At 53.1% G+C, this 12,306-nt stretch carries 10 protein-coding genes and 1 riboswitch; of the genes, 3 read left to right on the forward strand and 7 right to left on the reverse strand.

The genetic code is table 11. The features are described from left to right. The first annotated feature begins 79 nt into the window (after positions 1-79). Positions 80-222: riboswitch (cobalamin riboswitch) on the forward strand. A 32-nt stretch (positions 223-254) separates the two neighbouring features. After that, positions 255-1,253, forward strand: coding sequence for a sirohydrochlorin chelatase (locus H6F67_RS04895; RefSeq protein WP_190763901.1), 999 nt, complete (start codon positions 255-257; stop codon positions 1,251-1,253). 196 nt (positions 1,254-1,449) lie between these two features. On the opposite strand, the gene H6F67_RS04900 is transcribed toward H6F67_RS04895, so the two are convergent. Then, positions 1,450-2,319: a phosphatidate cytidylyltransferase gene (locus H6F67_RS04900; RefSeq protein WP_190763903.1), complete on the reverse strand. Its 870-nt coding sequence runs from the start codon at positions 2,317-2,319 to the stop codon at positions 1,450-1,452. A 282-nt stretch (positions 2,320-2,601) separates the two neighbouring features. On the opposite strand from H6F67_RS04900, the gene H6F67_RS04905 reads away from it, so the two are divergent. After that, positions 2,602-3,540, forward strand: a complete 939-nt coding sequence (locus H6F67_RS04905) for a glutaminase (protein ID WP_242020502.1) — start codon at positions 2,602-2,604, stop codon at positions 3,538-3,540. On the opposite strand, the gene H6F67_RS04910 is transcribed toward H6F67_RS04905, so the two are convergent. Continuing rightward, positions 3,493-5,883: a prolyl oligopeptidase family serine peptidase gene (locus H6F67_RS04910; RefSeq protein ID WP_190763906.1), complete on the reverse strand. Its 2,391-nt coding sequence runs from the start codon at positions 5,881-5,883 to the stop codon at positions 3,493-3,495. The genes H6F67_RS04905 and H6F67_RS04910 overlap by 48 nt on opposite strands. Positions 5,884-6,100: 217 nt before the next feature. On the opposite strand from H6F67_RS04910, the gene H6F67_RS04915 reads away from it, so the two are divergent. Further along, positions 6,101-6,445, forward strand: a complete 345-nt coding sequence (locus H6F67_RS04915) for a phage holin family protein (RefSeq protein WP_190763908.1) — start codon at positions 6,101-6,103, stop codon at positions 6,443-6,445. A 62-nt stretch (positions 6,446-6,507) separates the two neighbouring features. On the opposite strand, the gene H6F67_RS04920 is transcribed toward H6F67_RS04915, so the two are convergent. The 5 genes from H6F67_RS04920 to H6F67_RS04940 all read right to left on the reverse strand — a co-directional run bounded on the left by H6F67_RS04920 (position 6,508) and on the right by H6F67_RS04940 (position 12,303). Further along, a complete protein-coding gene (locus H6F67_RS04920; protein WP_190763910.1) occupies positions 6,508-8,232 on the reverse strand; it encodes a diflavin flavoprotein in 1,725 nt (574 codons plus the stop codon). 12 nt (positions 8,233-8,244) lie between these two features. Further along, complete coding sequence (locus H6F67_RS04925; protein WP_190763912.1) at positions 8,245-8,787, reverse strand: phosphate-starvation-inducible PsiE family protein; 543 nt, start codon at positions 8,785-8,787, stop codon at positions 8,245-8,247. Between the two features lie 64 nt (positions 8,788-8,851). Next, positions 8,852-10,576, reverse strand: a complete 1,725-nt coding sequence (locus H6F67_RS04930) for a diflavin flavoprotein (protein ID WP_190763914.1) — start codon at positions 10,574-10,576, stop codon at positions 8,852-8,854. Positions 10,577-10,738: 162 nt separating this feature from the next. Continuing rightward, on the reverse strand, positions 10,739-11,947 hold the full coding sequence (locus H6F67_RS04935) for a HAMP domain-containing sensor histidine kinase (protein ID WP_190763915.1): 1,209 nt from the start codon (positions 11,945-11,947) through the stop codon (positions 10,739-10,741). Further along, on the reverse strand, positions 11,944-12,303 hold the full coding sequence (locus tag H6F67_RS04940; protein ID WP_190763917.1) for a hypothetical protein: 360 nt from the start codon (positions 12,301-12,303) through the stop codon (positions 11,944-11,946). Before H6F67_RS04940 ends, H6F67_RS04935 begins: the two co-directional genes overlap by 4 nt. Between the last annotated feature and the right edge of the window lie 3 nt (positions 12,304-12,306).

Raw genomic sequence — 12,306 nt, forward strand, 5'->3', positions numbered from 1 at the left:
CCTGCAAGAGTTGGCTGTGCAAAATTCCGGCTGAAAATGGCGATCGCATCCCCTCCCCCCAGATTGGCAGGTGCAACCGATCCGCTAAGATAACGAGGCAATAGTGAACAGCAACAGAGCGGGAAAATCCGGTGCAAGTCCGGTGCTGTGCCGCAACTGTAAGAGGGCGTTGACTTTAAACAGCCTCAAGCCAGAATGCCGCGCTGCTGCTTCCTTCACTCTATTTCCTGCGCGACACAGGAAAGGAGTTTTTGATGGTTTCTGCCCCGGATAAACAGTCTTTACAATTGGCTAAACTGCCGATCGATCGCCCCGTCTTGCTGATTGGACATGGCAGCCGTGATGAAGCAGGTCGGCAAGGACTGCTTGATTTTGCCGAAGCGTATCAGGCACTCGATCGATCGCGTCCGGTCATCCCCTGCTTCCTTGAACTGACCGAACCGACGATTCAGCAAGGAGTCGATCGCTGCGTTGAGTTGGGCTATACCGAGTTGTCTGCGCTGCCGATTTTGCTGTTTGCGGCTCGTCACAACAAGTTTGATGTAACCAATGAACTCGATCGCGCTCGGCTGCGGCATCCGCAGGTGAAGTTTCACTACGGGCGGCATTTTGGCATCACGCCGGGAATTTTGGATTTGTGGAAAGATCGGCTCTTGGAACTCGATCGCCTTTCGGAAATTTCCCGCGCTGATACGGTTTTGCTGTTTGTCGGACGGGGATCGAGCGATCCGGATGCGAATAGCGATGTGTCGAAGATGGCACGATTAGTGTGGGAAGGCAGCGGCTATAGTACGGTTGAAACTTGCTTTATTGGAATTACGCATCCGCGCATGGAGGAAGGCTTCCGGCGGGCACGTCTCTATCAACCTCGTCGGATTATTGTGCTGCCGTACTTTTTGTTTACGGGGGCGTTGCTGAAAAAGATTTATCAGATTGCCGACGAGCAGCGATCGCACTTCCCCGACATTCAGGTGGACTGTCTGCCGGAAATGGGGTTGCATCCGCAGCTATTTCACGTGTTGCGCGATCGCGAGATTGAAACGCAGCTTGGTCAGGTGCAGATGAACTGTGAGATGTGCAAGTTCCGGCTTGCTGCTTTAGGGGATGATCACGGGCACAGTCACGCACACGGGCACAGCCACAGTCATGAGCATGGACATCATCACCATCATGGACATGATCACAGTCATGCAGCGATCGATCCCTATGCGGAACCGGAGGCTTATCACCAGCGGATTTGGCAAGTTCCGTAGGGTTGGATTGCCTTTGATTTTCCGAGCCAGTGGAGGCTAGGGGGTTCCCCCCTCCTCCACACCTCCAACCCCGATCTAGGGGCTGCCCTCTGGACTCCCAAAGGTCATATCTGTGGGTGTCAATGTGCGCCACATTGGCTTACCCGCCGCGTCCCTCATTTCCGAACCGTTGCCTTTTTGCCCTCTGCCTCTCGCTTTAGTTGGGTAGGAGGGGGAGCAGGAGGGTGACGAAGTAGTAAACGAGTGGGGCGGTGAAGACGTAGCTGTCGGCGCGATCGAGAATGCCGCCGTGACCGGGGATTAGTTGGCCGGAGTCTTTGACGCCTGCATCGCGTTTCATCATTGATTCGGTTAGGTCTCCGAGGAGGCTGGCAATCCCGATGATTAGGCCGAGGGCGAGTCCCGTTAGCGGCCAGCCTGACCAGTCGAGCAGCCAAGAGCCTGCGATCGCGACTGCCACGCTTGCTGCCACGCCAAAGACTGCGCCTTCAACGGTTTTCTTGGGACTGATGCTCGATAGCTTAGTGCGTCCAAAGAATTTGCCGAAGACGTAAGCACCGATGTCGGCTGCCCAAATGCAGAAGAAGGCAAGTAGCGTCGTCGTCAGGCCGATCGGTAGAGCGTCGAGGTTCAGCGAAGTCGGCCAGAAGCCATCGAGCGGTAGATTGCTGACGGCTGCTTGACCGAGCGATCGCAACCGCACCCAGTAGCTCGGCAGATAGCCGCAGTAGAACAGGCCGAGAATTGAAGCGGAAATGTCGGCGATCGAGGCAAGATTTGGCTGAAACAAGAGGTAGAAGCAGATGCAGGTTCCGGCAACGGGGAGAACGGCATCGGCAAGGGTGGTGGGAGCGATCGTTGAGATGACAAGTAGCGCTTGACTGACGACGATCGTGGTTTTGGCAGCGGGCGCGATGCCTTTAGCCTGCGTTAATTGAAAATATTCAAGCTGACCGAGGTAGATAATCACGCCAAACCCCAGCGTGAAGTACCAACCGCCCAGCAGCGTCATTCCTAAAGCAAAAATAATGGCAACGATCGCGCTCAAGACACGAGGTAGCGGCATGGCAAATTCCTATCGCAGTCAGTTGATATGAATTCAGGCAGTGAGTGGCGATCGAATTTCTTAAGTTGAAGTTAAGTTTAACTTTGCCACACCCTAAGACGCATTTAACAAAAAACAAATCTATCGTTTACCACTTGACAAGATGGAGGGCAAGCTTTTTTAGATTCTATCGAGGAAAAATGGGGCGGCGATTTCGCTCGATCGCCGCCCTGTCAATCTGCTGGAGTCAAGTATGGCGGTTTGCTGCTTGATTTTTGCGCCTTGAACGAACCTTGATTAACAATGATGCAAGATGCCTTTGGCGCAACGATCTTGAATTTATTTGCTGAATTGAATTTGGCCGATCTCGAACAGTGGATACAGCAGGCGCGATCGCAAGCCGCAAGCGGGCGCGTGGCCGATCGAATTCCGCTGCTTGCCAAAGCACAGCCGGATGAATTTGCCTTGTGCATTGACGGCGAAGTGCGACAGGTTTGGGGATCGATCGATCGCCGCTTTGTACTGATGAGCGCGATCAAGCCGTTTGTGCTGCTGCAACTGCTGCAACAGGTCGGCGCAAAAACCGTGTTTGGCTGGGTGGGAACAGAAGCTTCAGATGCGCCGTTTAACTCGCTGGTGCAACTGACGCTCGATCGCGGACAGCCGCGCAACCCAATGATTAACAGCGGTGCGATCGTGCTGGCCGACAAGCTTCCTGGCAAAACGGCGGGCGATCGCTGCGAAAATCTGCGCCTGTGGCTCAACCACTACGCTGGCTGCAAGCTCACGTTTGATGCGGCAATGCTGGCCTCAGTGCAGTCGGCAGGGCGAGTTCCCAATCAGGCGATCGTGCAGGCACTCACGACCGCCAATCGCCTCGATCGGCCACAGCTTGCCCTAGAAACTTATGAGCAGATTTGCTGCCTGTCTGCCAACGTGCAGGATTTAGCCCGATTGGGCTTGCTGCTGGCGCTTCCGCAGCCGCAAATTCAAGCTGCGAATCGCGCTGCTGTGAACGCTTTGATGCTCACCTGCGGCCTGTATGAAGCTTCTGGCGCTTATGCCGTCCGCATCGGTCTACCGATCAAATCGGGGATCAGCGGGGCGCTGCTGGCGACGATTCCAGGAAGAGGAGCGATCGCCTGCTACAGCCCTGCTCTTGACTCGGTTGGCAATCCGGTCGTTGGGCTAGCGCTAATCGAGACGATCGCCCGCGAACTCAACCTCAGCATCTTCGCCTGAAGGCGGTGCGCCCTTGAGATAGCGATCGCACCACTGCACCATTTCCCACAGCACATGCCCGACCGCTTGACGCGATCGATAGCCGTGATCTTCCAGCGGCAAAACGACCCAGCGAACCGTTGCGCCCAAGCCTTTAAGCGCTTCGTAGAGTCGTTCGGTTTGCATCGGGTAAGTGCCTGCGTTGCTGTCGTTGCCGCCATGAATCAGCAGCAGGGGCGCTTTAATTTTGGCAGCGTGGGTGAAGGGTGACATTTCAATGTAGGTGTCGATCGCGTCCCAAAAGGTGCGCTGTTCGCCTTGAAAGCCGAAGGGCGTGAGGGTGCGATTGTATGCGCCGCTGCGAGCAATCCCCAGTTTGAAGAAGTCGGTATGAGCAAGCAGATTTGCAGTGGTGAAGCCGCCGTAGGAATGTCCGCCAATGCCCAATCGATCGCGATCGCTCACGCCCCGCTCAACCAGGTAATCGATCGCCGCTTTCGTTCCAGCAATTAGCTGCTCGACGTAGGTATCGTTCGGTTCTGCCTCGCCTTCACCGACGATCGGCAAGCTGGGATCATCCAAAACGGCGTAACCCTGCGTCAGCAAAAACAGAACCGAAGTGTAATGTGGGCGGCTGAAGGTGTTGGTTGCGGTGGTGATTTGTCCGGCCAGTTCGCGGTCTTTGAATTCGGCAGGATACACCCAGAAGATCGTTGGCAGTGCGCCGTCTCGATCGCGGTCATATCCCGCTGGCAGATAGAGATTCGCGGTTAGCTGAACGCCGTCCGATCGCTGATAACGCACTAGTTCTTTTTGCACTCCGGCAAATTCTGGAGCGGGATCGCGGTAGTCCGTAAGCTGCCGAATCGTGCCGTTCTGATGCAGAAAGTAGTTCGGTGGTTCCGTCTGGGATTGGCGGCGCGTCAGCAAAGCGCCATCGTCTAAAATATCAACCACATTTTCAAAATACGGATCTTCGCACTGCCACAGGCGCGTACTTTCTCCGGTTTCGCAGTCGAAGCGATCGAGAAACGGATACACGCCTTTTGGTGATGCCCCTCTGCCGCTAAAGTAAATCCCTTCCCCGTCCGGCGTGATGTGCAGCACATCGCGGCCAAATTTTCCCGGTGTCGCCAGCGGCATTCCCGGATCGCGATAGCGGTCTTCGGAACTGCGATCGACCAGCAGCAGGGCGCGATCGGGCTGAGCAGGATTGAGTCGCCACAGTCGCAAACGGCGCGTATCGAAAGAACTTTCCCACGCCAAAGCGAGATCGTCGCGTCCCCACGACACCTTACGGAATCGGTCTTCAGATTTCCACAAGAGGCGCGGTTCTTCAACAAATGGCGCATCGAGTTCAAGTAGTGCATCTCGATAGGGCACATCGCGATCGGGATCGCCTTCGTCGAGCGCTTCAATCCAGTAGAGCGTGGCGGGGCGATCGTTTCGCCAATGGCTGCGTCTGCATCCCGGTCGCACCGAGTCGAATTTAGTGGAAAGACTGTCGGCTAACGGCAAATTATCAACTTCATAAACAGGTGTTCCTGCTGCATCCAAAACTTGAATTTTCTTAGGAAAGAATCCGGCAGGAAGCTGATAGGAATAAGGCCGATGCAGCGTTTTCAACAGAATATAATTGCCGTCAGGAGAAGGCCGCGCTTCGTCAATGATGCAGGATTCGACTAAACGCGATCGCGACCCGTCTAGCTTGATGGCCTCCAGCGTCGAAGTCACATAGTAGTCAAACAGAGTTTCATCGTCCGGCGATTGAAGCAGATTGGTGTAGGTGCGATTTGGCGTTTTGCGTCCAAGATTTTCCTGCACGATCGGGCCAGCAGGAACGATCGATCGATCCGGCAGTTCGCCCCGTTCATCCCACACACATTTGCAAATCAAAGTGTCCGAATTCAGCCAGCGATACGGTGTTCCATACGTGGCATTGAGAATCGGAGCAGTGAGCGATCGCGCCTTGCCCTCCTCCAAATTCAGCACCCACAATTCAAGGCCATTCGGCTGCATCAAGGTGAAAGCGAGGTGGCGATCGTCTGGCGACCACTTGAAATAGCTCAATCGAGGATCGTCCGGCAAATCGACGGGCTGCGGCTGAAATTCGTCAAATTTGCCCAGCTTCATGCTGCGATAAGTGCCGTGACGAGCGGGCGTATTCGTGTTGGGATTAATGCGAAATCCGGCGATCGCCACTTCTGGCTCGGCAAGTTCCGCGATCGACAGCATGGCGGGCTGTTCTAGCTCAACGACCCACTGGCGATCGGGCGAAAGCATCAGAGCGGGCGGCGGCGCAGCATCGAGAATTTTGGCGATCGGGTCGGGCGGCGTTTGCCAGCTCAGCGCAAAATCAGTCATGTCGATCGACGGATGGTGAAGCTTGCATGATAGCAAGTTCGAGTTGACGATGGTGCGAGTTCGGCGCGAGCCGATCAGCCCAATTGGAACATTTTGCTAAATAACTATTAAATTTCAATGATTAGCGGGCGAGATCTGACAAGATTCGTAGAATTCGATCGATCGCCAGCTTGTTCAACTCCAGACAGCCATTCAATTTCAAACAGGACGAACGTTAATGATTGTTAGCTTTATTATTCTTGCTCTTGTCACAGCAGTGAGTCTGCTGATTCTCTCCTATATTCCTTTCTTGGGAATTGAAATTGACAGTCCCGTGAAAGCGCTGATTTCCGGCGTTGTATTCGGATTGCTCAATGCGTTTGTGCGTCCAGTAATTGCCTTTTTCTCGATTCCGCTCACCTTCATCACCTTCGGCTTGTTTACCTGGGTGATTAATATCATCATCTTTGGTTTAGCCGCTTGGCTGGTGCAGGGTTTCCGCTTGCGAAATGGAATCGTGAGCGCAATTTTGGGCGCGATCGCACTCGCCCTCGTTAACAGCTTGCTTCTGCAAATCGTCTAATTGTCTCGGTCTAATCGTTTCGGTGGTTCAGCCGCTTTATGAGTGCTGAACCACCGATCGTCCTACAGGCCATGCATTCCCGACTTGCGATGCTCGATCGCTGAAATGCCTGTCGGCTCCAGCACTTCACCATTGTCTACCGTTGCATAGATCAGCCAGCGATCGCCGCAGGCCATGCGATTTTGCACCGTGCATTCTAGATAAGCCAAGGCATCACTGAGAATCAAACAGCCGTTGCTGGCCGTTTGCGTGTCCAGTGCGGCGAACGGATTGGCGTTCGGCTGGCTGCGGCTGGAGAAATGGCGGCGTAGCTGCCGACCTTCTTTGAGAATGTTGAGGACGAAGCGATCGCCTGGAGATGTAAGGCGATCGGCGTTTTGATCTGGCGCAACCGCAATCATCAGTCCGGGCGGGTTAAACGAGGCTTGCGACACCCAAGAGGTGAGAATGCCGCTGTGATTCTCGCCCGATCGCGTCGTCACCACGCAAAGCGAACCGACGATCCGCCCGACTGCTTGCGCCGTGCGATCGCTGCTGGTTTGAATTACGGCCTGACGCGGCGATCGCAATTTCTTCGTCTTCTTGAGAACCTGAGCAAACTCTGCACCTGCCGCTTCACACGCTTCTAGCGTTGCTGCATCCGGACTGAAGCGGACGCGAATCGGCGCAAAGCCAAAGCGGTAGTTGGCATCTTGCAGCTTGGTTTCGATCAGATCGATCGCCTCACCGCTCCAGCCATAAGAGCCGAACACGCCTGCCAGCTTGGTTTTCGCCGCTGCTGATAGAACCAGTCCCAAAGCCGTCTGAATCTGCGTCGGCGCGTGACCGCCTAGCGTGGGCGATCCAATGATGAAGCCGTCGCAAGCCTGAATCGATCGCGTAATCTCGGCAGGTTCCGCCTGTTCGCAGTTGATCGACTCGACCGCCACGCCCGCCTGAATCAAGCCTTGCGCGATCGCCTGCGCCAACGCCGCCGTATTTCCATAAGCCGACGCATACAGCAGGGCAACCCGCAACTCCTGCGATTTTTGCTGTTGACACCACTGGCGATAGTCGTAGCTAAGGCGGCTGAGGCTGTAGCGGACGATCGCGCCGTGTCCGGGTGCGTATGCCTTGGCGGGAAACGAAGTCAGCTTATCGATCGCAGCTTCGACCTGTTTGGCTTGGGCAGCGTGGAGGCAGTCAAAATAATAGCGGCGATCGCCATCAAGCTGCTTCCAATTTTCATCAAACACTTCGTCTGCACAAAGATGAACGCCAAACAATTTGTCGGTGAACAGCAGGCGCGTTTGTGGATCGTAAGTGCACAGTTCATCTGCCCAGCGCGGCATCGGAACCGGAATAAACTGCAACAAATGCCCTTGTCCCAGATCGATCGTTTCGTCCGATCGAACTGCTTGCACTTTCCAATCAAAACTCGTTGCCTTGAGCGCATTCGCCGCAGGTTTCGAACAAACGATCGTTGCCTGCGGAGCTTTTTTCATCAGCACAGAAAGCGTAGCGATTCGATTAGAATTGACGTGCCCCAAGATGATGTAGTCCAATCGATCGAGGTCGATTTGCTGACTCAATTCCTGCACAAAAATCTCAGTGAACGATTCTCCTGGGGGATCAATTAAAGCAGTGCGATCGCCTCGAATGAGATAAGAATTTGCAGTTGTGCCGCGCTGACGAGCATATTCAATTTCAAACTTGAGGCGATCCCAGGTGCGCGATCGCAAAATCGAGGTGCGCGATGCAATTTGAGCAACTTGAACATCGCGGGAACGAGTAGCAGTTTGCAGCATGATTAAGTTCCTTTATTCAGTGCGATCGAAAATCGTAGCGATCACAGAGGGGCTGTGTAATTCATCCGTTTCGGTGCGACGGCGATGCCGCTCTGATACTTGCTGTTCCGGATCAATGCCGTCAAATGTCGGCGGCATCCAAACACGCACGACGAGTAAAACAGCTAGAACAAGTAGAAACGAACAGGTGGCTAAAACTTGCGTCCAAGGCGTTTCCAAAATGCCGCGCACAATGATTTCTCGCAGCACAGAAACGATCGAAACTTCAACAGCAACACCGATCGAAACGCGATGTTCCTGCAAATAAATGATCAGCAGTCGAAACAGTTCAACTAAGATCAACAGAAACAAAATATCCGACGTGACATTTTGGAAATCCAGCGGTGGCAAGAGTGACAGCACCATCTCGCGCAACTGCATCACCATGAAGCTGAACAGCCCGATGCAAAGCGAAATCACAATCAGATCTTGAATCGCTTCGAGAACACGAATAACGCTGACGCTGTAGAGCGAATCTAACCAGTGACCTGTTGAATTTCTGAGTGGTTTTTGCATTGGAATAGCCTCGATCGAAGGTAGATTTTGGAACCGTAACCGTTCGTTGAATTCTTTAGTTGGTTTAGTAGTGGTTGCCAACTTTGCGATGATGCACAGCGGTTAGCGCATCCTGTTTCGCAATTCGGCCAACCTGAACGCTGCTGTAAACGATCCAGTGATCGCTACTTTCCAAGCGGCTTTTGACTTCGCATTCCAAATAAGCTAAAGCATCTGCCAAAATTGGTGAACCGTTCGTGGCTGCGTAGGTTTTGACGCCTGAAAATCGATCGCTTCCCGGTGCAAATCGCTTGAGAAAATGCTTCATCAGCGCTTGCGAATTGCCTTCTTCTAAAACATTGAGAACAAATCGATCGCCTGGATGTAGTAAAGCTTCGATCGCTCGATCTTTGGCAACCGAAATTGCGACGCCCATCGGATCTAAACTCGCCTGCATCACCCAAGAGGCAATCATCGCACTCGATATATCGCCCTTCTGTGCCGTCAAAACATACAAGCCATTGCTCAAGCGTCCCAGAGCGCGATCGAGATTGGAATCGATCGATTTCATCTGCTTAACAGTACGATCGCGAGTCACCCAATGACCCAGATCAATACCCGCTTCATCACAAATCTGTTCGATCGATTGAGAAGGTGCTTCTTTCACCAAAATTGGCGGGAACGCTTCGCTCAATCCAATTTCTTGAAACTGATTGCGGAGTGGATAGATTGGCTCATCTTCACCGCCGCCAGATTCAAACAATCCGATCGACTGCTTGGAATGAGCAGCGGCCAAGATAGTGCTTAAAATCGCATGAGCATCAGTGTTTGACTGCGGCGGCATTCCGATTACAATCCCCGCCGCAATGTTCACCAGTTCGCGGACTTCTTGGAGTTCAGTTGTGTTTAAATCAATCAACTCAACAGCAGCTTCAGTTTTAACAATGCCGTGTGCGATCGATCGCGCTAACTGCTCAGAATAGCCGTAATCTTCGGCATAGAAAACGACAACCAAAACATCCGCTTTCGTTTGTTCTTGACTCCAAACTCGGTAGGAATCGATCCAATCGGGCAGATAGTGCAGCAGCAAGGGGCCATGTCCGGTTGCGATCGTTTTGATGTCAAGTTTCTCAATTCGCTTCAGGGCAGCAAGAACCGATCGCGCATTCGGAGCCATCAAACAGTCGTAATAATATTTGTAGTCAGCCGAGAGAATTTCCGGGTCTTCATCAAAGGTGTGATCGTCGCAGTAGTGCATTCCAAACGCATCACAGGTGAACAGAACTCCGGTTTTGTAGTCGAAGGTGAAAATTGTATCCGGCCAGTGCAGATTCGGAGCAGAAACAAATTCCAATTCGTGACCTTGACCCAAATCGAGGCGATCGCCGCTCTTGACAATTAGATGATTGAACGGCTGATGCACCATATTTTCGAGAAATTGAATTGCCACTTTTGCGCCGACGATCGTAATTTGGGGCGCAAGCTGCAACACATCTTTTACGAGTCCGCTGTGGTCAGGTTCGGTATGGCTAATAATCAGGTAGTCGATCGAAGTTGGATCGATTAATCCGGTTAGCAAATCCAGATAAAGCTGACGAAATTTTTGATGACTAGTATCGACGAGCGCAATTTTTTCGGCACGAATCAAAAAGGAATTGTAGGTAGTTCCATTATTAAGACCAAATTCGATATCGAAGCGATCGCGATCCCAATCGAGCGATCGAATCGCCGTTGTTTCGGCGGCAATTTCGATCGACTGCATTGTTAAACGGGCTGAGGCGGCGGGCGGCTGAGGCGTAACGGCAACCATTCACTTTCCTCCCAACTTTGACACTTCTTAACGCTTTCCGTATCGTCACCTAGCTGGAAGAGTTTGTAAAATGTCAATACTCAAAGCTTGTGATTAGCTATTTTTATATTTCTAGACCCAATCGTTAAGTAAAACTAAGCTCTATGTTGGACGGTCGGAGCCTTACGCTTTCGCGATCGCTGTCTGTGTATCGATTGGAAAGTCGATCGGAAAAATGACGGTGAACGTTGAGCCTTTGCCGCTTTGGGATTGCAGATCGATCGAGCCGTGCAGCAGTTTGACCAAACGAGAAACAATTGCCAATCCCAATCCGGTGCTGTCGCCGTTGCGGTGGTTGCCGCACTCGTAGGGTTCAAAAATGCGGGTTTGGTCTTCAATCTGGATGCCTGTGCCCGTGTCGGAGATGGCGATCGCCCAATGATCCGGCGCAATTGTCCAACTGCGAATTTGGATGTGGCCTGTGTCGGTGTAGCGAATGGCGTTGCTGATCAAATTGGTGAGGATTTGCTGGAGGCGCAGGCGATCGCAAATGACTTGATCGGGAGCGCGATCGGTGTCGATCGCAATCTCGATTTGTTTCGCGCTGGCAAGCGGTTTGAGCATTTCCACCAGATCGGCAATCAAGCTGCAAACTTCGATCGCGGCAGGCTGAACTGAGATTTTTCCGGCTTCATAGCGCGAAATTTCCAGGGCGTCGTTGAGCAACCGCAAAAGCTGCCTGCCGCCTTGCAGGACGCGATCGATACTTTCCAAGTTGGTGACAGAGTTTTTCACCTGATCGCTTTGGCGATGCTGCCGCAAAAATAAATCGGCGTAGCCAATAATTGCGGTGAGTGGCGTTTTGAGTTCGTGGGCAAGCTGGGCGAGGTTGGTGCGGCTGGCGCGAACGAGGCGCGTGAGTTCTTGATTGGTGAGCTTGAGTTGCGTTTGAAGCTGTTCCAGTTCGCGCAATCGACCTTCGGTATAGCTGTTGAAGCAGCGAGCGATCGCTTCGTCCACAACGGCATCGATCAAGCGCACGGCGCGGAGCAGTTCTTGCGGCGAACTTTTCAGTAAGTCGGGTTCTAGCACTTCAAAGATGGTCGATCGCACCAGATGATATTCCTGAGCAATTTCTGAGGGATCGAAGCCCTGCTCGGCTCGCAAGTCGCCATGTTCCAAGCTGGCAGCCACCAGCGATTTCACGTCGTTGGCTTGCGTTTGCGACAGCATTGTTGCCATCGCATCGATCACGATCGGCAAGCTGTCGCGCACGGCTTTGTAGCTCAGTTCACGTGTCGCTTCGATGCGCGGATCTTGGCGAACGGCGTTCACCCAGCGATCGACAATGACTTCGCGCTTTTCGAGCAGCAGTTGAGCAAAATCGTTCATGGTGAAGGGCGGCGAATGCCCAAGCGGTCTTCTAGGACAATGATTCGATCGCGCAGTTCGATCGCCAAAGTTGCCAGTCGGTTAAACATCGGGTCACTTGCCAAGGCAGACGTGCCTGCCGGAGCAGAAGGTGGTGGCACGGCAGGAAGCGGCGGATTGTTTCCGACTCGACCGATCGCGGCTTCCAGCCGACTGACTCGCGATTGCAGCAGCGTGTTTTGCGCTTCGAGTCGGGAAATTTGCGAACTAAGCTGAGCGGTGGACTGGGCAGAAGCTGACGTGGCGCGGAAGCTGAGCGCGATCGCCAGCGCCAAAATCATCAGCAGTTGCAGCCAGCGAAATCGAAGAAAATTCATTTC

Source organism: Microcoleus sp. FACHB-1515 (genome assembly GCF_014696105.1).
GTDB lineage: Bacteria > Cyanobacteriota > Cyanobacteriia > Elainellales > Elainellaceae > JAAUTJ01.